At 49.1% G+C, this 23,271-nt stretch carries 17 protein-coding genes and 2 pseudogenes; 7 read left to right on the top strand and 12 right to left on the bottom strand.

All coding sequences use genetic code 11. The annotated features are described in order from the left end of the window. Positions 1–112: 112 nt before the first annotated feature. The 6 genes and pseudogenes from thiC to thiH all read left to right on the top strand — a co-directional run bounded on the left by thiC (position 113) and on the right by thiH (position 5,552). Positions 113–2,064: pseudogene (gene thiC / locus AYY17_RS11315) on the top strand (phosphomethylpyrimidine synthase ThiC). Then, positions 2,051–2,716, top strand: coding sequence for a thiamine phosphate synthase (gene thiE / locus AYY17_RS11310; protein WP_067423825.1), 666 nt, complete (start codon positions 2,051–2,053; stop codon positions 2,714–2,716). Before thiC ends, thiE begins: the two are co-directional and overlap by 14 nt. After that, positions 2,706–3,464, top strand: a complete 759-nt coding sequence (locus AYY17_RS11305; RefSeq protein WP_067423823.1) for a HesA/MoeB/ThiF family protein — start codon at positions 2,706–2,708, stop codon at positions 3,462–3,464. Before thiE ends, AYY17_RS11305 begins: the two co-directional genes overlap by 11 nt. Continuing rightward, positions 3,455–3,655 (top strand): sulfur carrier protein ThiS, encoded by a 201-nt coding sequence (thiS, locus tag AYY17_RS11300; protein ID WP_067423821.1) that lies wholly within the window; start codon positions 3,455–3,457, stop codon positions 3,653–3,655. The genes AYY17_RS11305 and thiS overlap by 10 nt, the downstream gene beginning before the upstream one ends. A 2-nt stretch (positions 3,656–3,657) precedes the next feature. Continuing rightward, positions 3,658–4,425, top strand: coding sequence for a thiazole synthase (locus tag AYY17_RS11295; RefSeq protein ID WP_067423819.1), 768 nt, complete (start codon positions 3,658–3,660; stop codon positions 4,423–4,425). After that, positions 4,422–5,552 carry a 2-iminoacetate synthase ThiH gene (gene thiH, locus AYY17_RS11290; RefSeq protein WP_067423817.1) on the top strand — a complete coding sequence of 377 codons (1,131 nt, stop codon included), beginning with the start codon at positions 4,422–4,424 and terminating at the stop codon, positions 5,550–5,552. Before AYY17_RS11295 ends, thiH begins: the two co-directional genes overlap by 4 nt. A gap of 36 nt (positions 5,553–5,588) precedes the next feature. On the opposite strand, the gene AYY17_RS11285 is transcribed toward thiH, so the two are convergent. Then, positions 5,589–6,968 (bottom strand): alanine/glycine:cation symporter family protein, encoded by a 1,380-nt coding sequence (locus tag AYY17_RS11285; RefSeq protein ID WP_235845369.1) that lies wholly within the window; start codon positions 6,966–6,968, stop codon positions 5,589–5,591. A 72-nt stretch (positions 6,969–7,040) separates the two neighbouring features. Then, positions 7,041–8,213, bottom strand: coding sequence for a trans-sulfuration enzyme family protein (locus AYY17_RS11280; RefSeq protein WP_067423813.1), 1,173 nt, complete (start codon positions 8,211–8,213; stop codon positions 7,041–7,043). A gap of 210 nt (positions 8,214–8,423) precedes the next feature. Here AYY17_RS11280 and AYY17_RS11275 point away from each other — a divergent pair, with 210 nt between their 5' ends. Then, entirely contained in the window at positions 8,424–9,227 is an 804-nt protein-coding gene (locus AYY17_RS11275; RefSeq protein WP_067423811.1) for a MerR family transcriptional regulator, read from the top strand. A gap of 109 nt (positions 9,228–9,336) precedes the next feature. On the opposite strand, the gene AYY17_RS11270 is transcribed toward AYY17_RS11275, so the two are convergent. The 10 genes and pseudogenes from AYY17_RS11270 to AYY17_RS21270 all read right to left on the bottom strand — a co-directional run. After that, positions 9,337–10,662: a polysaccharide deacetylase family protein gene (locus AYY17_RS11270; RefSeq protein WP_067423809.1), complete on the bottom strand. Its 1,326-nt coding sequence runs from the start codon at positions 10,660–10,662 to the stop codon at positions 9,337–9,339. A gap of 82 nt (positions 10,663–10,744) precedes the next feature. Continuing rightward, positions 10,745–14,967, bottom strand: a pseudogene (gene rpoC, locus AYY17_RS11265) (DNA-directed RNA polymerase subunit beta'). Between the two features lie 107 nt (positions 14,968–15,074). Further along, complete coding sequence (gene rpoB / locus AYY17_RS11260; protein ID WP_067423807.1) at positions 15,075–19,103, bottom strand: DNA-directed RNA polymerase subunit beta; 4,029 nt, start codon at positions 19,101–19,103, stop codon at positions 15,075–15,077. Positions 19,104–19,449: 346 nt separating this feature from the next. Beyond that, positions 19,450–19,815 (bottom strand): 50S ribosomal protein L7/L12, encoded by a 366-nt coding sequence (gene rplL / locus AYY17_RS11255; protein ID WP_067401758.1) that lies wholly within the window; start codon positions 19,813–19,815, stop codon positions 19,450–19,452. Between the two features lie 66 nt (positions 19,816–19,881). Then, positions 19,882–20,379: a 50S ribosomal protein L10 gene (rplJ, locus tag AYY17_RS11250; protein WP_067423805.1), complete on the bottom strand. Its 498-nt coding sequence runs from the start codon at positions 20,377–20,379 to the stop codon at positions 19,882–19,884. 323 nt (positions 20,380–20,702) lie between these two features. After that, complete coding sequence (rplA, locus tag AYY17_RS11245) at positions 20,703–21,407, bottom strand: 50S ribosomal protein L1 (protein ID WP_067401754.1); 705 nt, start codon at positions 21,405–21,407, stop codon at positions 20,703–20,705. Positions 21,408–21,410: 3 nt separating this feature from the next. Next, the gene (gene rplK / locus AYY17_RS11240) at positions 21,411–21,839 is read right to left on the bottom strand and encodes a 50S ribosomal protein L11 (protein ID WP_067401752.1); all 429 of its coding nucleotides are present in this window, start codon (positions 21,837–21,839) and stop codon (positions 21,411–21,413) included. Between the two features lie 145 nt (positions 21,840–21,984). Beyond that, entirely contained in the window at positions 21,985–22,530 is a 546-nt protein-coding gene (gene nusG, locus AYY17_RS11235) for a transcription termination/antitermination protein NusG (protein WP_067365689.1), read from the bottom strand. 10 nt (positions 22,531–22,540) lie between these two features. Then, the gene (gene secE / locus AYY17_RS11230; RefSeq protein WP_067423803.1) at positions 22,541–22,918 is read right to left on the bottom strand and encodes a preprotein translocase subunit SecE; all 378 of its coding nucleotides are present in this window, start codon (positions 22,916–22,918) and stop codon (positions 22,541–22,543) included. A 267-nt stretch (positions 22,919–23,185) separates the two neighbouring features. Then, on the bottom strand, positions 23,186–23,271 hold an 86-nt coding region (locus tag AYY17_RS21270), incomplete at its 5' end, for an EF-Tu C-terminal domain-related protein (RefSeq protein ID WP_082956919.1).

Genomic DNA, 23,271 nt, shown 5'->3' with positions numbered 1-23,271 from the left:
AGATAGATGCCTGACAGCCCGGTTATCACGTATTACTCCTGACGCACCTCCAGACAAGCAATTTCTCACTTTTTCTTCCGGCGTATTGCCGGTTCACTGTAAGGAATTTGCTATGTCCAATGAGCACCGTATTCACACCACTGATATTTCGCCGGATGCAGAACACACACCTGCGCCCTCCAAAGCCCGCACACGCCGTGAACAACGCGATGCCGCAGAGGAATATATCAGCACCCTGCAAGGGGTTAATTTCCCGAACTCTTCCCGTATTTATCTCACCGGCTCGCGCCCGGATATCCGTGTACCGATGCGCGAAATTGCGCTGTCACCGACACTGATCGGCGGTGATAAAGCCAATCCGCAGTTTGAAGAAAATGAGCCGGTACCGGTTTATGACACTGCCGGGTCTTACGGCGACCCGGACATCAAACTGGATGTCCGCGCAGGTCTTGCGCGTCTGCGCGAAAACTGGATAGCGGAGCGCAGTGATACAGCACAAATCTCTCAACTCAGTTCTGATTTTACACAACAGCGTCTGGCAGATAACGGGTTGGATCATCTGCGCTATCCGGATCGCCCTACCCCGCTGAAAGCCAAAGCCGGGCTGTGTGTGACTCAGTTGCATTATGCCCGCCGGGGCATTGTGACCCCGGAGATGGAGTTTATCGCCATCCGTGAAAACATGGGGCGCGAGCGCATCCGCGGGGAAGTATTGTTACAGCAACACCCGGGACAGCATTTCGGGGCGAATCTGCCGGAAAATATCACACCGGAATTTGTCCGTGATGAAGTTGCCGCAGGCGTGCGATTATTCCGTCGAATATTAATCATCCTGAATCAGAGCCGATGATCATCGGGCGCAATTTCCTGGTAAAAGTGAATGCCAATATCGGGAATTCCTCTGTGACATCCTCCATTGAAGAAGAAGTGGAAAAACTGGTCTGGTCAACGCGCTGGGGCGCGGATACGGTGATGGATCTCTCCACCGGGCGCTATATTCATGAAACCCGTGAATGGATACTGCGCAACAGCCCGGTGCCTATCGGTACAGTGCCTATTTATCAGGCGCTGGAAAAAGTAAACGGTACAGCAGAAGATCTGACCTGGGAAATGTTCCGCGATACTCTTCTGGAGCAGGCGGAGCAAGGCGTGGACTACTTCACTATCCATGCCGGGGTGCTGCTGCGCTATGTGCCGATGACAGCGAAACGCCTGACCGGGATTGTCTCGCGCGGTGGTTCAATTATGGCAAAATGGTGCCTGTCACATCATCAGGAAAACTTCCTTTATGTGCATTTCCGCGAAATCTGTGAGATTTGTACCGCCTATGATGTCGCGCTCTCTTTAGGCGACGGGCTGCGTCCGGGATCTATTCAGGACGCCAATGATGCCGCGCAGTTTGCCGAACTGCACACCCTGGGCGAACTGACTAAAATCGCGTGGGAATATGATGTTCAGGTGATGATAGAAGGTCCGGGGCATGTGCCGATGCAGATGATCCGCAAAAACATGACCGAAGAACTGGAGCACTGTCATGAAGCCCCGTTCTATACCCTGGGACCGCTGACAACAGATATCGCCCCCGGCTATGACCATTTCACCTCCGGCATTGGTGCGGCACTGATTGGCTGGTTCGGCTGTGCCATGCTCTGTTATGTGACGCCCAAGGAGCATCTGGGATTACCAAATAAAGAAGATGTTAAACAAGGGCTTATCACCTACAAAATCGCAGCTCATGCAGCAGATCTTGCCAAAGGACACCCCGGTGCGCAGATCCGCGACAACGCCATGTCCAAAGCGCGGTTTGAATTCCGCTGGGAAGATCAGTTCAATCTCGCGTTAGATCCTGAAACTGCCCGTACCTACCATGATGAAACCCTGCCGCAGGCATCCGGCAAAGTCGCGCATTTCTGCTCAATGTGCGGACCTAAATTCTGCTCCATGAAAATTTCACAGGAAGTGCGCGACTACGCCGCCGGCATGGAAGAGATGTCTGACGCCTTCCGCGCCAAAGGCAGTGAGCTGTACCACAGTGCAGAGGAGCGTATCGATGAATCAGCCTGATGCGCCATTCGCCCGGACGGCACAAAAATTGGGGCTGTATCCGGTGGTGGATTCCGTACTGTGGATTGAGCGCCTGCTGAAACTTGGCGTGCGCACTATTCAGCTGCGGATAAAAGATAAAACCGATGCACAGGTTGATGAGCAGATCCGTACCGCCATCGCGCTTGGCAAACACTATCAGGCGCGTCTGTTTATCAATGATTACTGGCGGTTGGCTGTAAAACACGACGCTTACGGTGTGCATCTCGGTCAGGAAGATTTAGAGCGGGCTGATTTACAGGCGATCCGGCACGCCGGGCTGCGCCTGGGGATCTCCACACACGATGAAAACGAACTGCAACGCGCCAAAGCACTGCATCCGTCTTATATCGCGTTGGGGCATATTTTTTCCACACAAACCAAAGAGATGCCCTCTTCACCTCAGGGGCTGGACAATTTGGCCCGCCAGGTGGCAGCAACCCCGGATTTTCCGACTGTGGCTATCGGCGGTATTTCCTGTGAAAGAGCCCCGAAGGTGCTTGCCACCGGCGTCGGCGGTATCGCCGTGGTCAGCGCCATCACCAAAGCTCCGGACTGGCAGGCGGCAACCCGGCAATTTTTGCGGCTGACCGGTGAATACACAGAAAACCCGGAGGTCAGCCATGCTCAGTGATTATGATTTTATGCGCTACAGCCGTCAGTTGCTGCTGGAAGATATCGGGCCGGAAGGTCAGCTGAAACTCCGACAGTCTCATGCCGTGGTTATTGGTCTCGGCGGGCTGGGCTCTCCGGCGGCACTTTATCTGGCTGCCGCCGGAGTCGGCGAACTGACCCTGATTGATGATGATGACATTCATATCTCCAATCTTCAGCGCCAGATTTTATATACCGAAGCAGATGTGCAGGCGAATAAAGCGCAAACCGCAACAGCACGTCTGCGGGCGCTGAATCCGTCACTGCGCCTCAATACCATCACTGATCGTCAGACGGGTGACACACTGCAACATCATGTAAAAAAAGCCGATATCGTCCTGGACTGCACGGATAATATGACCACGCGCCATGCTATCAATGCCGCCTGTGTTGCACAGCGTAAAACCCTGGTCAGCGGCAGCGCCGTCAGGTTCAGTGGTCAGTTGCTGGTACTCACTCCGCCGTTTGAGCATGGCTGCTATTGCTGCCTCTATCCTGATGATGTGGTTCCTGAGCGCAACTGCCGCACAGCCGGTGTACTGGGTCCGGTAGTTGGTGTGATCGGCACATTACAGGCGCTGGAAGCCATCAAACTGCTGGCAGGGTTACCCTCTGCGCTGAACGGAAAACTGCGCCTTTTTGACGGCAAACAGCAGAGCTGGAGCACCTTACAATTGCAGCGGGCAGCACTCTGCCCGGTATGCGGGGAGGCTGCCGTATGCGCATAACAGTAAATGATGATGTGATGATATTCACAGAGCCGCTGACTGTCAGTGCATTACTGGCGCACCTTGAACGCCCGGTGACCGGGGTTGCCGTTGCGGTCAATCAAAGTATTGTTGTCCGTGATGAATGGAGTAATTTCATCATCAATGACGGCGACCAGGTGTTACTTTTTCAGGCTATCGCCGGAGGTTAATTATGCTGACCATTGCAGATACCACATTTACATCTCACTTATTTACCGGCACCGGAAAATACGCAAACAGCCGCACAATGCAGGAAGCAATTGCCGCCTCCGGCAGCCAGCTGGTTACTATGGCGATGAAGCGCATCGACCTTGCACAGGGACATGATGAGATCCTCGCCCCGCTCCGCGAACTGGGGATAAAACTGCTGCCGAATACCTCCGGCGCAAAAAATGCACAGGAAGCGGTATTTGCCGCACGCCTGGCGCGGGAAGCCCTGGATACCCACTGGATAAAACTGGAAATTCATCCCGATGCCCGCTATTTGCTGCCTGATCCGATAGAAACATTGTCTGCTGCCGAAACCCTGGTCAAAGAGGGATTTGTTGTTTTGCCCTATTGCAGTGCAGACCCGGTATTATGCCGCCGGTTAGAAGAAGTCGGTTGTGCTGCTGTAATGCCGCTGGGTGCGCCTATCGGCTCCAACCGGGGATTGCAAACCCGCGATATGCTGCGGATTATTATTGAACAGGCAACAGTACCGGTCGTAATTGATGCGGGGATCGGCGCACCAAGTCATGCCCTGGAAGCTATCGAACTGGGGGCTGATGCCGTACTGGTAAATACGGCTATGGCAGTTGCGCGCTCACCGGTACTGATGGCCAATGCATTCCGTCAGGCAGTGGAAGCCGGTCTTCTCGCGCGGGAAGCCAAACTTGCCCCGCAACAACAACATGCAACCGCCACCAGCCCGCTGACCGCATTTTTGGAGGCGTTATGAGTGATAACAGCACCTTCAGCGATCACTGGCAGCAACTGGATTGGGACAATCTTACTTTGCAGTTGAACAGTAAAACTGCGCGTGATGTAGAACAGGCACTGAACCGGGAAAACCTGACGTTACCGGACTTTATGGCACTGATTTCCCCGGCGGCACGCCCGTATCTGGAAGAGATGGCGCAGAAAGCGCAGACACTGACCCGTCAGCGTTTCGGGCACGTCGTCGGTATGTATGTGCCGCTTTATCTCTCCAATTTGTGTGCCAACGATTGCACTTACTGCGGTTTCTCCATGAGTAACGCGATAAAACGCAAAACCCTGACACCGGAAGAGATCCGGACAGAATGTGAAGCGATTAAAGCGCTCGGGTTCGACAGTCTGCTGCTGGTGACGGGCGAGCATCAGCGCAAAGTGGGTATGCCGTATTTCCGCGAAACCTTTCCGCTGATCCGCAACTATTTCAGCACCATGATGATGGAAGTACAGCCGATGGCGACGGAGGAATATGCCGAACTGCGCACGCTCGGGCTGGATGGTGTGATGGTTTACCAGGAAACCTACCACGAAAGCACCTATCAGCGGCATCACCTGAAAGGTCGCAAGCAGGATTTTCACTGGCGCTTACAGACACCCGATCGCTTAGGTCAGGCGGGGATCGACAAGATAGGCCTGGGCGCGCTGATCGGTCTTTCCGCTCAGTGGCGCACGGACTGCTATATGGTCGCGGAGCATCTTAATTATCTCCGCCTGCGCTATCAGAAAAGCCGCTATTCGGTTTCATTTCCCCGCCTGCGCCCGTGTGCAGGGGGGATTGAGCCGGAGTCCCTGATAAATGACGCGGAGCTGGTGCAACTAATCTGCGCCTTCCGATTGTTTGCGCCGGACATTGAGCTATCCCTCTCCACCCGTGAATCACCGTATTTCCGTGACCATATGGTACCGGTCGCGATTAACCAGATCAGTGCCGGGTCAAAAACCCAACCGGGCGGCTACGCACAAGGGGATGACCCGGAGCTGGAGCAGTTCAGCCCGCATGACAACCGCACACCACAGCAGGTAACAGATGCTCTGCTGGCGGCGGGGCTTCAGCCGGTTTGGAAAGACTGGGATCACTATCTGGGGCGATAAAATAAAACAGGCCGGTATTTTTCCGGCCTGTTTTTTTTAGTCTATCCGCTTACAAAATGTCACCGGCGGCACATCTTCACCGGCATTTTTTGCCGGGATATAACGTCCCCAGAAATCATTAAATAACCGGAAAATTTCTTTGCGCTGACTCAGAATTAATATCATCGTAATCAGTACATAGACTGCACTTAAAATATCCGTCAGCGCCCATAAAATATCAGCCTGTAAATTACTGAATAAAATAATCGGCGCCAGATAATAAACGCGGTATAAGTTTTTCGCTATTTTATTGGCTCTCGTATCACCGAAGAAAAAGTTAACGGCTTTTTCGCAGGTGAAATACATACCAATGGTTGTTGTACAGGCCAGCAAGGTGATAAATATCGCCATAAACCAGCTGCCGACATCACCATACGTAACTTTAAACGCTAATGTTGTCAGGCGGGATGATGTAATTCCCGCATAATCGACCCAGACATTGGTTGTCAGAATCGCTAATGCCGTTACTGTACAAATAATAATGGTCAGGAAAACTTCACCAAACCCCCAGCTTGACTGGCGGATAGGGTGATCCGTTGTAGCTGCCGCATGAGCGACAATGCCGTAACCAGTTCCTGCGTCATTGGAGTAAATACCGCGGGCAATACCAAAACGAATAGCTTCCATGACTGTTGCACCGGCAAATCCGCCAACACCGGCAGCCGGTGAAAATGCAGATTTAAAAATCAGGGCAAATGCAGCAAGAATCTGATCGTAATTCATCACCAGCAGGATCACCGCAACGGTCAGATAAGTAATTGCCAGTTTCGGAACTACACTCTCCATTTTTGAAGAAATACCTTTTAAGCCGCCGATAATGACACTGGCAATAAAAATAACCATCACAATCAGGGTCAGATAACTGTCGACATTAAAGGCTTCTTCAATAGAGGATGTTGCTGATTCGCTCTGTACCAGGCACGTCCACGGCCCGAGCATAAAGCAGCAGACAGAAAGTGCCACCGCGCCTTTTTTCCAGCCCAGTGCATGCTCCATCACAAATGAGCGGTCACAGACATATTCATCCATGGACTTTTCATATTTGACGCGATAACGCTGCCCGAGAATAATTTCACACGCTTTGGTCGCAATACCAAAGAAAGCAGAAAACCAAAGCCAGAATATCGCCCCCGGACCGCCCATAGTAATTGCGGTGGCAACCCCGCCGATACTGCCGATCCCGACGGTATTAGCCAGTGCGGTACAGGCCGCTGCAAAACTGGATACCGAACCGGCTCCCTGAATTTTTTCACTGATACCTTTTTTATTAAATAAGCCGCCGTATGTATTCTTTATATTAAACCGAAAATTAAATTGGTATTTAAAACGGAATTTAATGGTTAACCAGATGCCGAGACTGACTAATAAAATCGGCATCGGATACGTCCAGATAAAATCTGAAAACTTATTAATTATATTTAGTATTGAGTCCATAATGAGTATCCGAAATTAATTAAATACATCAAGTGCCTGAGTGATATCAGCAATTAAATCCTCAGCGGCTTCGCAGCCGGCAGAAATACGAATCAGTCCTTCATGCATACCGAAATCAATAAGCTGTTGCGGGGTAAATTCAGTCCTGAATGCTGTCGCCGGATGCGCCAGTGATGTGCGGAATCCGCCTAATGTTCCCAGGTAAGTGATCAGTTCCAGACGGTGAATAAATGCATCCACCAGCGGCTGTTCATCACGCACTCGGAAACTGAGCATCGGACCATATCCGTGAATAAACAGTGAGTCAGCCAGCACATGCTGCGGATGGCTCTCAAGCCCCGGATAATTGACCAGTGCAACACGCGGGTCACGGCTGAGTGCCTGTGCAATAGCCTGCGCATTTTCCATCTGCCGGGTAACACGCATTTCCATCGTGCGGATACTGCGCAGACAAAGCCACGCGGTATATGGATCACTGCATCCGCCCAACAGACGGGCTTTCAGTTCGATTTTCTGCATCAGTGCCAGCGAACAAGTCACCGAACCTGCAGTTAAATCACTGTGTCCGCCGAAAAATTTTGTCAGACTGTGGATGACAATATCCGCACCATGTTGCAGTGGTTTAATAACAAAAGGGGTTGAAAATGTATTATCAACCACCAGCAGACACTGATGTTTACGGCTGATAGCCGAAACAGCATCAATATCAATCACTTTAATCAATGGATTGCTGATAATTTCGGTATACAACATGACGGTTTCCGGACGTATTGCCGCCGAAATCGCTGCCGGAGAGAGGAAGTCTGCGTAGGTCACAGTGATACCCAGCGGGATTAAGATCAGATCGATTAACTCAATGGTTTCGCCGTAAATTGATTCATTAACAACAAGATGGTCGCCCTGCTTCAGCAAGCTCAGCAGTGTCGCTGAAATCGCTGCCATGCCTGATGCCATAACCGCAGAAATTTCGCCGTCTTCCATCATTGAAATCGCAGCGGATAAGCTGTCACGATTCGGATTCGCCGTGCGGTTATACTGATATTCACCATTTCCGCTGCTGACAGCATAGTAATGCTGTGTATCACGCATCGCATAGGCCGTTGCCGGAAATATTGCCGGTGAATCCGGGTACATACCTTCCGGATAATCCATTTCCCCTGAATACAAAAGTTGAGTGCGTTCTTTCATTATTTATCCTGAATAATCATTTTTCATCACTGTTATAAAAGTGACAAATTAAAATAAGTACGCACTCACCCTAAACCTTATAGCCGGAATAAGGTTAAATCAGGTTTTTCGGATATGAGAAGATAATCACAAAATTATTTTCACAGAAAATAGTATGTTAATTTTAAATCTGATAGTTTAAATAAAAGTGACATTTACCCGGACACAGATATGAAAAAATATTTTACAATTGGTGAAACAGCCAAATTATTAGGTATTTCAACACAAACGCTACGTTTCTATGATAAAAAAGGCATTCTGAAACCGGGATATGTCGATAGTGAAACCGGATATCGTTACTATTTATTTGAACAATTTCATTACATTGACCGAATTAAGTATCTTCAAACGTTAAATATGAATTTAAGTGATATTAAAGTCATTATTGAAAGCGGAGATAAAGAAAAATTAACACATTATTTAATACAGGAGAGAAAACGGAAGGAACAGCAACTAAAAGATCTGCATAATATGATAGAAACATTAGACTGGTATGTGGATTACTTCAGTTTTGTTGATAATAAGTCAGGAGGTGAACCTTTTTACAGTGTTGAACTGCCGGAACGCTGGTGTCTGTTCGTTCCCTGTTATCCGTCAGACCGCCCCATTTCTAAGATGGAACTGAGGCTGGCAGAAATGAAATCCAGGCCGGAAAATAAATCACTGTCTTATTTACGGCAATATGCCTATGTTCTGGATTATAATAATATTATTGAACAAACATTTTATCCGTCCAAGTATCTTATCTATCTGAAAGAAAAGCCGGACTTTGATTCACCTGATCTGGTTTGCCTGCCTGCGGGATTGTACTTATGCTGCATCTGTAATTATCTTTCTGAAAATATTGATATTATTATGGTTGAACAATATTTCAAAGATAAAGAGAAACCCCGGCTGATCATTGCAAATGAATTTGAAGATAACTTAGTTAATTATGATTCAGCGCCTTATGAACTTCAGTTTCTTATTTCCTGAAGGATGATTTATTTATCTGTCATTATGTCACGCCCGCTTTTCCGGAAAATAAATTACCGGAAAAGAAGACGTCACATAAAACAAATTTAACAGATAACTATATTAATTTTTACTTATCCACAATAATATCTGTATTCACGACTTCCGGACCACTGTTACCGATCATCGAGGCAAATTTCTCAATTGAATCAGTTCGTAATGCATAAAGGCGTTTCAGTGCATAAGGGTTATCGCCCAGCCGTACTTTGCCCTGAATGGTGGTCACCGCGAGTGTCATTCCTGCCTGAGACGCCGCATCCATTGCATCCTGATTATACGCCCCGAACGGATAAGCCAGATAATGCTGCTCCGGATTCAGTTTTGCCAGCACGCGCTGTGAACGCTGATAATCCAGCAAAATGGAATGCTCCGTCCGGCTGAAAATAATCGGGTTTTTCCGTTTATCCAGGCGATGCAAAAAGTGAGCGTGGGACTGAATATCAAAAATATCCCGCGATGCCAGTAACTCCGTCCAGTTCATAAACTGTAAGCCATCCGGCGCCCATTTCTGAACCTTTGACTTAACGCGCGAAGAGATAACAAATAGCGCGGCATGCTGATGATTGCGTTTGAGGATCGGATACGCATAGCGGTAAACCGATTTGAGCCCGTCATCAAATGTCAGAATAACCACTTTTCCCGGCAGGTTATTTTCTTTTTTCAGATAGCCTGCGACATCATCAAGAGAGAGTGTCCGGTAGCCATTGTGTTTCAGATAATCCATCTGCGCCTGAAAGGCCTCAACCGATGTGGTGGTGGAGGTATGCAGGAAGTTCTTATTTTCACTCTCTTTGAGGATGTGATGATAAGTCAGAACAGGAATGCCTTTATCCAGTTCCACATCCGACAGGCGGACATACGCCAGCCGGTCTGCCAGACGGATAGTCAGCCAGACAATTTTCTCACCTTCGCGGTTTTCTCTGACCATCTTAGCCAGTACCGGATAGCGCAGATTATCAAACAGGGTTGCAACCGGTGGCTTTGATTCATCCGGTGCGCCAAAAATATCCGTATTCTTTATGGTTATCAGATAGTCATAGATAGGGTTATTCAGCTCATTCAGTGTATCCAGCGGCGGCACTGTTTTCGGTTTTTTAGCCGATAAACCGTCGTTTTCAATAAAGCCGCGGTCATTACCAAACTGCAGTTCACGGTAATCCCCTTTCATCGGGTAGATATAAAAACCGTGAGATGGATTCAGCTCTGCCACACCCTGCATTACCCCGGCGACCGGTGCAAAAATGGTTTGTGGTGCCAAAACCTGAATCAGTAACGGCGGCTCATCTTTCAGCAACCACTCCTGAGCGTCCGGTGGTTGTACCGCAGGCACTGCAATTGCCCGGTTAAACCCGGCAACAGAAAGAAAAACTATAAGTATATACAATAGGTTGCGCATGATGTGTTCATTGCCTTATATCCTGCACAAAAAAGCCCTCCTTAAAAGGAGGGCTATTCAGTTGGTCACATTACTGTGCCACTTACTCTTTGCTGCCACCGAAGCCGGCGTTCAGAAGCTCAGCTAAGTTCGCTGTTGCTTCATCTGCACTGACTGCCTGTGGTGCATCGATAGCTTCTGCCAGATGACGACGGCGGATGCGTTCCTGGTGGTACGAGAAACCAGTACCGGCAGGGATCAGGCGACCCACAATAACGTTCTCTTTCAGACCGCGCAGTTCGTCGCGTTTACCCGCAACAGCTGCTTCAGTCAGAACGCGTGTGGTTTCCTGGAACGATGCCGCAGAGATGAAGGACTCTGTCGCCAGTGATGCTTTGGTAATACCAAGCAGATCACGTTCGAAGGTTGCAGGGATCTTGCCATCCTGCTCCAGCAGACGGTTTGCCACTTTCACGCGCGCATATTCAACCTGCTCGCCTTCGAGGAAGTCAGAGCTTCCCGCAGAAGAGATGGTGACTTTACGCAGCATCTGACGAACGATAACTTCAATGTGCTTATCGTTTATCTTAACGCCCTGTAAGCGGTAAACTTCCTGGACTTCGTTCGCGATATAACGGGCAACCGCATTCACGCCACGCAGACGCAGGATGTCATGTGGGGATTCCGGACCATCAGATACGACGTCACCACGTTCAACCATCTCACCTTCAAACACGTTGAGCTGACGCCATTTAGGGATCATCTCTTCGTAAGCATCACTACCGTCAATTGGTGAAATCACCAGACGACGTTTACCTTTGGTTTCTTTACCGAAGGAAATGATACCGCTGATTTCAGCAAGGATAGCCGGCTCTTTCGGACGACGGGCTTCGAACAAGTCCGCAACGCGCGGCAGACCACCGGTGATATCTTTTGTACCGACAGATTCCTGCGGAATACGCGCTAATGTGTCACCGGCACTGATGGTCACGCCATCATCCAATTGCACAATCGCTTTACCCGGCAGGAAGTAAGCTGCTGGCATATCCGTATTAGGGATCAGAACATCATTGCCTTTCGCGTCAATGATTTTCAGTGCCGGACGCATTTCTTTCGCACTTGCTGTACGCTCTGCAGAATCCAGAACGACCAGTGATGACAGACCGGTTAATTCATCAGTCTGACGGGTAATGGTCTGACCGTCATGCATGTCGGTGAAACGAATAACACCGGACACTTCACTGACAACCGGCATGGTATGCGGATCCCAGTTAGCGACAGTTTCGCCACCGTTAACTGCTTCGCCGTCACCTTTAGTCAGCTGAGCACCGTAAGGCACTTTATAGCTTTCTTTAGTACGACCGAATTCATCAACCAGACGCAGTTCGGTATTACGGGAAGTGACAACCAGTTTACCTGCGGTGTTACCAATCAGCTTCGCGTTGAACAGTTTCAGTGTACCGGTATTACGGACCTGAATGCTGGACTCAGCAGCAGCACGGGATGCCGCACCACCGATATGGAACGTACGCATGGTTAACTGTGTACCCGGCTCACCGATTGACTGTGCTGCAATAACACCAACGGCTTCACCTGAGTTGATGATATGACCGCGCGCCAGGTCACGACCGTAGCACTTGGCACACACACCGAAGTCAGTTTCACAACTTACCACAGAACGCACTTTCACGATGTCTACAGAGTTTTCTTCTAACAGATCACACTGTTTTTCATGAAGCAGGGTGTTACGCGGGATAAGAATATCCGCAGTACCCGGTTTCAGGATATCTTCTGCAGCCACACGGCCCAGAACGCGATCACGCAGTGGTTCTTTAACATCACCACCCTCGATAACCGGCGACATCATGATACCTTCGTGCGTACCACAGTCATCTTCAGTGATAACCAGATCCTGCGCGACGTCAACCAGACGGCGGGTCAGATAACCGGAGTTCGCTGTTTTCAGTGCGGTATCCGCCAGACCTTTACGCGCACCGTGCGTTGAAATGAAGTACTGGAGTACGTCAAGACCTTCACGGAAGTTCGCGGTGATTGGCGTTTCGATGATGGACCATCCGGTTTCGCCATCAGACCACGCATACCGGCCAGCTGACGAATCTGTGCAGCAGAACCACGCGCACCGGAGTCGGCCATCATATAGATGCTGTTGAAAGAAACCTGTTGTTCTTCTTCGCCGTCACGGTTAATCACGGTTTCCGTTGACAGGTTTTCCATCATCGCTTTAGCAACACGTTCGTTTGCCGCAGCCCAGATATCGATAACCTTGTTGTAACGTTCGCCGGCGGTAACCAGACCTGACTGGAATTGTTCCTGGATTTCTGCCACTTCCGCTTCCGCTTCCGCGATAATCCCGGCTTTTTTCTCAGGGATAACCATGTCATCGATACCAACAGATGCACCTGAACGGGCAGCGTAGGCAAAACCGGTGTACATGATTTGGTCAGCAAAAATAACGGTCGGTTTCATGCCCAGAATACGGTAACAAGTATTCAGCATTTTAGAGATCGCTTTCTTACCCAGTGGTTGGTTAACCAGAGAATAAGGCAGACCACGCGGAACAATACGCCATAAAATGGCGCGGCCGACAGTGGTATCGATCAGGCTGGTTTGCTTGGTGATATTACCTTCGCCGTCTTTCACTTCTTCAGTGATACGGACTTTCACGCGCGCATGCAGTGATGCATGGCCGGAACGGTAAACACGTTCAGCTTCTGTTGAACCGTTAAGCACCATGCCTTCGCCCGGGGCGTTAACACAGTCACGGGTCATATAGTACAGGCCCAGAACAACGTCCTGAGAAGGTACGATAATCGGATCGCCGCTTGCCGGTGACAGGATGTTGTTTGTGGACATCATCAGGGCACGGGCTTCGAGCTGTGCTTCCAGGGTCAGAGGGACGTGAACCGCCATCTGGTCACCATCGAAGTCGGCGTTGTATGCCGCACAAACGAGTGGGTGTAACTGGATAGCTTTACCTTCGATAAGGATAGGCTCAAACGCCTGAATACCCAGACGGTGAAGTGTCGGCGCACGGTTCAGGAGAACCGGGTGCTCGCGGATAACTTCATCCAGGATATCCCATACAACGGACTCTTCGCGCTCAACCATTTTCTTGGCAGCTTTGATGGTGGTAGCAAGACCACGCAGTTCCAGCTTACCGTAGATAAACGGTTTGAACAGCTCCAGTGCCATTTTCTTAGGCAGACCACACTGATGCAGACGCAGGTACGGACCTACGGTGATTACAGAACGACCGGAGTAGTCAACACGCTTACCGAGCAGGTTCTGACGGAAACGACCCTGTTTACCTTTGATCATGTCTGCCAGTGATTTCAGCGGACGCTTGTTAGAGCCGGTGATAGCACGACCACGACGACCATTATCTAACAGTGCATCAACCGCTTCCTGCAACATACGTTTTTCGTTACGTACGATGATGTCAGGTGCAGCCAGATCCAGCAGGCGTTTCAGACGGTTATTACGGTTGATCACACGACGGTACAGATCGTTCAGATCTGACGTCGCAAAGCGACCGCCGTCGAGCGGAACTAACGGACGCAGATCCGGTGGTAATACCGGCAGAACTGTCAGGATCATCCACTCAGGCTTATTGCCGGACTGGATAAAGGCTTCTAACAGTTTGATGCGCTTAGTCAGTTTTTTACGTTTGGTTTCTGAATTGGTTTCGTTCAGTTCTTCACGCAGGTTTTCGACTTCCTGTTCCAGATCCATTGCTTTCAGCAAGGCCTGGATGGCTTCCGCACCCATTTTCGCGTCGAATTCATCACCGAACTCTTCCAGAGCGTCCAGGTACTGTTCTTCTGTCAGAATCTGGCTGCGCTCAAGGCTGGTCATCCCGCCTTCAACAACAACATAAGATTCAAAGTACAGGACACGTTCAATATCACGCAGCGGCATATCGAGCAGTAAGCCGATACGGGATGGCAGTGATTTTAAGAACCAGATGTGTGCGGTAGGTGATGCCAGTTCGATGTGACCCATGCGCTCACGACGCACTTTAGTCTGGGTCACTTCAACACCACATTTCTCACAAATCACACCACGGTGCTTCAGACGTTTGTACTTACCGCACAAACATTCGTAATCTTTTACCGGCCCGAAGATACGCGCACAGAAAAGCCCGTCACGTTCAGGTTTGAACGTACGGTAGTTAATGGTTTCCGGCTTTTTCACTTCACCAAATGACCATGAACGAATCATGTCAGGTGAGGCCAGACCAATTTTGATCGCATCAAACTCTTCGGTCTTGGTTTGCGCTTTCAGAAACTTTAATAAGTCTTTCACGAATGGCTCCTGTCGGAGTTAGACCTGTGAGACAAGCAAATAATGCCTGTCCCTTAAACCAGATTTACTGGTGCTGCCCGCACTGATGCGGGCAGCCACAACGGCAATTACTCGTCTTCCAGCTCGATGTTGATACCGAGTGAGCGGATTTCTTTCAGCAATACGTTGAAAGATTCCGGCATACCCGGTTCCATCTGATGACTGCCGTCGACGATGTTTTTATACATCTTCGTACGACCGTTAACGTCATCCGATTTCACTGTCAGCATCTCCTGGAGGGTATAAGCGGCACCGTATGCTTCCAGTGCCCACACTTCCATCTCCCCGAAACGCTGACCACCGAACTGAGCCTTACCACCCAGCGGCTGCTGAGTAACCAGGCTGTAAGAACCGGTAGAACGCGCATGCATTTTGTCATCAACCAAGTGGTTAAGTTTCAGCATGTACATATAACCGACGGTAACCTGACGCTCAAAACGCTCACCGGTACGACCATCAAATAAGGTGATCTGACCGGAAGTCGGTAAATCAGCCAGAGTCAGTAATTCTTTGATTTCCTGCTCTTTCGCGCCGTCAAATACCGGTGTTGCAGTCGGCATACCTTTTTTCAGGTTCTCTGCCAGACGCAGTACTTCTTCATCACTGAAAGTGCTCAGATCCACTTTCTGACGCGGGTCATTACCCAGGTCATAAGCTTTCTGGATGAAACCACGTAATTTCGCGATTTCCTGCTGCTCTTTCAGCATCTTGTTGATTTTCTCACCGATGCCTTTCGCAGCCATACCCAGATGGGTTTCCAGGATCTGACCGATGTTCATACGCGATGGTACGCCCAGCGGGTTCAGTACGAGGTCAACAGGGTTACCGTTTTCATCGTATGGCATATCTTCGATAGGGTTAATTTTTGAGATAACCCCTTTATTACCGTGACGACCCGCCATTTTATCACCAGGCTGGATCTGACGTTTCACGGCCAGATACACTTTGACGATTTTCAGCACGCCCGGTGCCAGGTCATCGCCCTGAGTAATTTTACGACGTTTCGCTTCCAGTTTTTTAGCGAACACAGATTTCAGTTCGTCATACTGTTCAGCCAACTGCTCTAACTGATTCTGTTTTTCTTCATCAGTCAGTGCCAGTTCTAACCAACGCTCGCGCGGCAGTTTGTCCAGTTTATCTGCTTCCATTCCGCCGCTTACCAGGACAGAACGAATACGATAGAACAGGCCGGCTTCCAGAATCTGTAACTCTTCTGTGAGGTCTTTCTTCACATCACGCAGTTGCATTTCTTCGATTTCGAGCGCACGTTTATCTTTTTCCACGCCATCGCGGGTAAAGACCTGTACGTCGATAATAGTACCGGACACGCCGTTCGGTACACGCAGTGACGAATCTTTCACGTCAGAGGCTTTTTCACCGAAGATAGCACGCAGCAGTTTCTCTTCCGGGGTTAACTGTGTTTCACCTTTAGGTGTCACTTTACCCACAAGAATATCGCCACCTTTCACTTCCGCACCGATATACACGATACCGGACTCATCCAGTTTGGAGAGAGCAGCTTCACCCACGTTCGGGATATCAGCGGTGATCTCTTCCGGCCCCAGTTTGGTGTCACGGGACACACAAGCCAGTTCCTGAATGTGGATAGTGGTGAAACGGTCTTCCTGAACAACACGCTCGGACACGAGAATGGAGTCTTCGAAGTTGTAACCGTTCCATGGCATAAATGCCACGCGCATGTTCTGACCCAGCGCCAGTTCACCCAGATCGGTGGACGGGCCATCTGCCAGAACATCACCGCGCTCAACAGGCTCACCCAATGAAACGCAAGGCGTCTGGTTGATACAGGTGTTCTGGTTAGAACGGGTATATTTAGTCAGACTATAGATGTCGATACCTGCTTCGCCGGCATACATCTCTTCGTCATTAACTTTGATAACGATACGTGACGCATCAACGTACTGAACTGTACCACCACGTTTGGCAACGGCGGTTACGCCGGAGTCAACCGCAACAGCGCGTTCCATACCGGTACCAACCAGCGGCTTGTCAGCGCGCAGAGTCGGAACCGCCTGACGTTGCATGTTCGCACCCATCAATGCACGGTTGGCATCATCGTGTTCCAGGAATGGAATCAGTGACGCACCCACAGAAACGATCTGCTGGGTGGAAACGTCCATATACTGAACCTGGTCGCGGCTGAATAAGCTGGACTCACCTTTATTACGGCAGGTGATCAGTTCATCAACAAAGTGACCATCGTCATCTAAAACGGTATTTGCCTGAGCAATGATGAAGTTACCTTCTTCAATTGCAGACAGATAATGAATCTCATCAGTTACAACATCTTCACGCACTAAACGGTACGGGGTTTCCAGGAAACCATATTCGTTTGTCTGTGCATAAACAGATAAGGAGTTGATCAGACCGATGTTCGGACCTTCAGGGGTCTCGATAGGACAAACACGACCGTAGTGCGTAGGATGAACGTCGCGCACTTCAAAGCCTGCACGCTCACGGGTCAGACCGCCCGGGCCTAACGCAGAGATACGGCGTTTGTGCGTAATTTCTGATAACGGGTTGTTCTGGTCCATAAACTGGGACAGCTGGCTGGAACCAAAGAACTCTTTTACCGCAGCAGAAATTGGTTTGGCGTTGATCATGTCCTGAGGCATCAGATTATCAAGATCGCCCAGGGACAGACGCTCTTTCACTGCACGCTCAACACGCACCAGACCTACACGGAACTGGTTTTCAGCCATTTCACCGACAGAACGGATACGACGGTTACCTAAGTGGTCGATATCATCCACTTCACCGCGGCCGTTACGAATTTCGATCAGTTTCTGCATCACATCAGTGATGTCTTTTTTGCTCAGGATACCTGAGCCATCAGAATCTTCACGACTCAGTGAACGGTTGAACTTCATCCGGCCTACTGCAGAGAGATCGTAACGATCTTCTGAGAAGAACAGATTTTCAAACAGATTTTCGGCAGCTTCACGGGTTGGCGGCTCACCAGGGCGCATCATACGGTAGATTTCTACCAGGGCGCTTAAACGATCGTTGGTCGGGTCCACACGCAAAGTTTCTGACATGTAAGCGCCGTGATCCAGGTCGTTGGTGAACAGGGTTTCAATGGTTTTGTGACCGGACTGGCTGAGACGTGCCAGCAGATCCAGAGACATTTCCATATTAGCCGCGCAAATTAATTCGCCGGTCGCTGTATCGATGTAATCACGTGCAACCACTTTCCCTGCGATGTATTCAACAGGAACGTCGATCTTCGTGATTTCTTCTTTTTCAAGCTGACGGATATGACGCGCAGTAATACGGCGTCCTTTTTCGATATAAACCTTTCCGTTCGCTTCGATATCAAAAGAAGCAGTTTCACCGCGCAGACGCTCAGGAACGAGAGTCATCGTCAGTTTATTATTGCTGATTTCGAACGTTGTTTTGTCGAAGAACAGGTTCAGAATCTCTTCCGTGCTGAAATTCATTGCACGCAGGATAATAGACGCAGGTAATTTACGACGACGGTCGATACGGACAAATAAATTGTCTTTAGGATCGAATTCGAAGTCCAGCCATGAGCCGCGGTAAGGGATAATACGTGCGTTATACAGCACTTTACCGGAAGAGTGTGTTTTACCTTTGTCACTGTCAAAGAACACGCCCGGGCTACGGTGTAACTGAGAAACGATAACACGCTCAGTACCGTTGATGACGAACGTTCCGTTATCGGTCATGAGCGGAATTTCGCCCATGTAAACTTCCTGTTCTTTAATATCTTTAACTGTGCCTTCCGGTGCTTCACGTTCGTAAATAACCAGACGCAGTTTTACGCGCAGTGGTGCTGAATAGGTAACACCGCGGATTTGACACTCTTTAACGTCAAATACCGGCTCACCCAGACGGAAGCTGACATATTGCAGTTCAGCATTACCACTGTAGCTCTGAATCGGGAAAACGGAACGGAATGCGGCTTCTAAGCCATTCTGACCATCCGGATCGAGTTCGATGAATTTCTGGAATGAATCCAGCTGAATAGAAAGGAGATAGGGAATGTCCAGTACTTGCGGACGCTTACCAAAATCCTTACGAATACGTTTCTTCTCGGTATAGGAGTAAACCATAGGGTTCCTCAGCTCGCTTGATCAGTGACCCGACCTGCCTGTTACAGACGGCAGTCGCTACAACTATCTAATTAGGACAGAAAATGGAACATTTTCTGCTGATACTTATTGCAGTTACCCTTAAATCATTTCATTGCGCAGCTGACTACCGAGCTACCCGAGCGGATCGTAGTCGTCAACACAGTATATTAAGTCGTCAATAGCAAAGAGTATTCGGAGAGTTCGCAGGTGTCAGATAGCACAGTTGCTACCCAAAAACACGTGCATGCGCATTAGCGCAAAAAGGCTGGTGACCAATAAGTCACCAGCCAGCAGCCATTTTCAGGCTGTTGCTAAAAAAAGTGGCTTATTTAACTTCAACTTCTGCGCCAGCTTCTTCCAGAGCTTTCTTCAGCGTTTCCGCTTCATCTTTGCTCACGCCTTCTTTCATTGCAGCCGGTGCGCTTTCAACTAAGTCTTTAGCTTCTTTCAGGCCCAGACCAGTTGCGCCGCGAACAGCTTTGATTACTGCTACTTTGTTCGGACCAACAGCTTTCAGAATAACGTCGAATTCAGTTTTTTCTTCAGCAGCTTCAGCAGGACCTGCAGCTACAGCAACAGCAGCAGCAGCAGAAACGCCGAATTTTTCTTCCATCATGGTAACCAGTTCAACAACGTCCATTACAGACATTTCAGCAACTGCGTCCAGAATTTGTTCTTTAGTGATAGACATACGATATGTTCCTAAAATTCAGAATAAGTTTATACGTTAAAAAGCAACGAAGAAAAGAAAGAGCGATTAAGCGGCTTCTTTCTGATCGCGTAACGCTGCCAGAGTGCGAACCAATTTGCCTGCAGCGGCTTCTTTCATGGTTGCCATCAGGCGTGCAATTGCTTCGTCGTAAGTCGGGAGTGTTGCTAAGCGATCGATATCTTTCGCTGCAATGAACTCACCTTCAAAGGCTGCGGCTTTAATCTCGAATGCAGGGTTCGCTTTCGCGAAATCTTTGAACAGACGAGCAGCAGCGCCCGGATGTTCATGAGAAAATGCAATCAAGGTAGGACCGACGAATACGTCTTTCAGGCACTCAGAAGAGGTACCTTCAACAGCACGGCGCAGCAGGGTGTTACGTACAACGCGTACGGTAACATTAGCTTCGCGACATGCTTTACGCAGATCGGTCATTTTATCTACAGTAACACCACGGGAATCCGCGACAACTGTAGACAGCGCGCCTTTGGCAACTTCGCTGACTTCAGCAACAATCGCTTGTTTGTCTTGAAGATTTAATGCCATTAGCTTCTTGCTCCTGGTTTAGCCGGGTATACAACCCCGGAACTCACTTCACTCAACACCGAAGGTGAAGAGCGCTAAAACACGGTGAGCAGAATACTCGAATAAAATTCTTGTGGCTCTGTCACCGTCTACGCAGGAAAATTAAGTAATTACTTACACCTGCGGTCTTGGACGGGGTCCGGATTAAGGCCGGACTCCAACCGAAATTCTTTTAGTTGTTGCCATTTTTGTGATGAAAATCACAAAGACGAATACAACAAACATTGGGCGTCAGATTCTATAGAAACCTGACGCCAATGTAAAGTGCTTATTATCCGCAGATATTAAGCAACTGCTGCGCTCAGACCAGCCTGGTCGATTGCAACACCCGCACCCATGGTGGTAGACAGGCTGATTTTCTTGATGTACACGCCTTTTGCTGAAGATGGTTTTGCTTTTTTCAGCGCAACCAGCAGAGCTTCCAGGTTTTCTTTCAGTTTATCAGACTCGAAATCTACTTTACCGATAGTGGTGTGGATGATCCCGTTTTTGTCGTTACGGTAACGGACCTGACCTGCTTTAGCGTTATTCACAGCTTCAGCAACGTTAGGGGTTACAGTACCTACTTTCGGGTTAGGCATCAGACCGCGTGGGCCTAAGATTTGACCTAATTGGCCAACGACGCGCATTGCATCCGGAGAAGCGATAACAACGTCGAAATCCATTTGACCGGCTTTGATTTGGTCAGCCAGATCGTCCATACCAACCAGTTCTGCGCCGGCAGCTTTTGCTGCTTCAGCGTTAGCGCCCTGTGCGAACACAGCTACGCGAACAGAACGACCAGTACCGTTTGGCAGCACAGTTGCGCCACGAACGTTTTGATCTGATTTACGGGCATCGATGCCGAGGTTAACTGCAACGTCAACGCTTTCAACGAATTTAGCAGTCGCTAATTCTTTCAGCAGAGCAACAGCTTCATTAATGTCATACTGTTTAGTGACATCAACTTTTTCACGGATATTGCGCATGCGCTTGGTCAGTTTAGACATAGATTAACCCTCCACTACCAGGCCCATGGAACGAGCAGTACCTTCAATAGAACGCATCATAGCGTCTATATCAGCACCAGTCATATCCGCTGCTTTAGTCTCAGCGATCTCACGAACCTGAGCAGAAGTGATTTTACCCACTTTCTCTTTGTTCGGTTTGCCGGAACCAGATTTCAGACCTGCAGCTTTTTTCAGTAAAACTGCCGCTGGCGGAGTTTTAGTGATAAAAGTGAAAGAGCGGTCAGCGTAAACTGTAATAACAACAGGAATTGGTAAACCTTTTTCCATGCTATCTGTTTTGGCGTTAAACGCTTTACAGAATTCCATGATGTTTACGCCCTGCTGACCCAGTGCCGGACCAACCGGTGGACTTGGGTTTGCCATACCAGCTGACACTTGCAGCTTGACATAGGCTTGTACTTTCTTAGCCATCTAAATAATCCTCAATGTGGGTAATAGCGCTTGTTGCCAAGCTCCCCTATGAATACAGGCCCGCGTAAGAACGCGAGCCTCTGAAAAACAAAAGGCGCGAAATTGTAGATAAATTTCCCGGCTTTTGCAAGCCGGAAAAAATCGCTTACGGTTTTTCGACCTGGCTGAAATCCAGTTCGACCGGAGTGGCACGACCAAAAATAGAAACAGATACTTTCAGGCGGCTCTTCTCATAGTCAACTTCTTCAACCACACCATTAAAGTCAGCAAACGGACCATCGGAAACACGTACCATTTCGCCCGGTTCGAACAGTGTTTTCGGACGTGGCTTATCACCCGCTTCTTGTAAGCGGTTCATGATAGCATCCACTTCTTTATCACTGATCGGTGCAGGACGGTCAGATGTTCCGCCGATAAAGCCCATTACACGCGGCACGTTACGCACCAGATGCCAGGACGCATCGTTCATCAGCATCTGAACTAATACATAGCCCGGGAAGAATTTGCGCTCGCTTTTACGGCGCTGACCACTGCGGATCTCGACGACTTCTTCAGTTGGCACCATAACTTCGCCAAATGAATCTTCCATCCCGTTGATTTTGATATGTTCACGCAGAGACTGCGCAACCCGGCCTTCAAAACCTGAGAAAGCCTGGATGACATACCAACGTTTTTTAGGAGAATCCGACATCTTTAGAACCTCAGAAGGATGTTATATAGGAAACAAGACGGACAAGGATACCATCAAGGCCCCATAACACTAACGACATAACCGCTGTTACTGCTGCCACAATAAGTGTTGTTTGCAGTGTTTCCTGGCGTGTAGGCCAGATAACTTTACGCATTTCAACCCGTGCTTCACGGGCGAAAGTCAGTGTCGCTTTGCCTTTTGTTGTCCACAGTGCAATACCACCGGCTAATGCAATGACGACAACGACTGCCAGCGCACGCAGCGCAAGGTTAAATTCGCGGAAGTAATAGTTCCCGCCAATGGCGGCAACCAGCAGAACTGCAACCACTAACCATTTGGCGACATCGGCACTGCGGCCGTTTTGTTGAGCTTCGCTATTCGCACTCATAAACCAACCTGTAACCATGAAATAATAAGTTAGCCAGCTTGCCTCGCTACTGCAAAACAAATCAGACCAAAATTAAGGACCGGAGCAATTGTATCTGACTTGACGTCATAATCCAGCATGAGTTTCGTATTCTTCGAAAGACTCACCCTTCGTTGCGTGAGAGCCTATCTCACCAGTAGTTGATGTACAACTAGTGATGAGATAGGTTCTTCATAAAACGATGCTGAAAAAGGGAGCCGGTAGCTCCCTTCTTAATACGCGATCGCGTTATGCAGCAAGAACTTTTGCTACAACACCCGCGCCGACGGTACGACCGCCTTCACGAATTGCAAAACGCAGACCTTCGTCCATTG

It is taken from the genome of Morganella psychrotolerans (assembly GCF_001676055.1).
Taxonomy (GTDB): domain Bacteria; phylum Pseudomonadota; class Gammaproteobacteria; order Enterobacterales; family Enterobacteriaceae; genus Morganella; species Morganella psychrotolerans_B.
This window is presented reverse-complemented; position numbering and strand designations above follow the sequence as displayed.

Coding starts and splice junctions, on each gene's coding strand:
- thiE (WP_067423825.1), top strand. CDS start 2,051: ATGAATCAGCCTGATGCGCCATTCGCCCGGACGGCACAAAAATTGGGG.
- AYY17_RS11305 (WP_067423823.1), top strand. CDS start 2,706: ATGCTCAGTGATTATGATTTTATGCGCTACAGCCGTCAGTTGCTGCTG.
- thiS (WP_067423821.1), top strand. CDS start 3,455: ATGCGCATAACAGTAAATGATGATGTGATGATATTCACAGAGCCGCTG.
- AYY17_RS11295 (WP_067423819.1), top strand. CDS start 3,658: ATGCTGACCATTGCAGATACCACATTTACATCTCACTTATTTACCGGC.
- thiH (WP_067423817.1), top strand. CDS start 4,422: ATGAGTGATAACAGCACCTTCAGCGATCACTGGCAGCAACTGGATTGG.
- AYY17_RS11285 (WP_235845369.1), bottom strand. CDS start 6,968: ATGCCGATTTTATTAGTCAGTCTCGGCATCTGGTTAACCATTAAATTC.
- AYY17_RS11280 (WP_067423813.1), bottom strand. CDS start 8,213: ATGAAAGAACGCACTCAACTTTTGTATTCAGGGGAAATGGATTATCCG.
- AYY17_RS11275 (WP_067423811.1), top strand. CDS start 8,424: ATGAAAAAATATTTTACAATTGGTGAAACAGCCAAATTATTAGGTATT.
- AYY17_RS11270 (WP_067423809.1), bottom strand. CDS start 10,662: ATGCGCAACCTATTGTATATACTTATAGTTTTTCTTTCTGTTGCCGGG.
- rpoB (WP_067423807.1), bottom strand. CDS start 19,103: ATGGTTTACTCCTATACCGAGAAGAAACGTATTCGTAAGGATTTTGGT.
- rplL (WP_067401758.1), bottom strand. CDS start 19,815: ATGTCTATCACTAAAGAACAAATTCTGGACGCAGTTGCTGAAATGTCT.
- rplJ (WP_067423805.1), bottom strand. CDS start 20,379: ATGGCATTAAATCTTCAAGACAAACAAGCGATTGTTGCTGAAGTCAGC.
- rplA (WP_067401754.1), bottom strand. CDS start 21,407: ATGTCTAAACTGACCAAGCGCATGCGCAATATCCGTGAAAAAGTTGAT.
- rplK (WP_067401752.1), bottom strand. CDS start 21,839: ATGGCTAAGAAAGTACAAGCCTATGTCAAGCTGCAAGTGTCAGCTGGT.
- nusG (WP_067365689.1), bottom strand. CDS start 22,530: ATGTCGGATTCTCCTAAAAAACGTTGGTATGTCATCCAGGCTTTCTCA.
- secE (WP_067423803.1), bottom strand. CDS start 22,918: ATGAGTGCGAATAGCGAAGCTCAACAAAACGGCCGCAGTGCCGATGTC.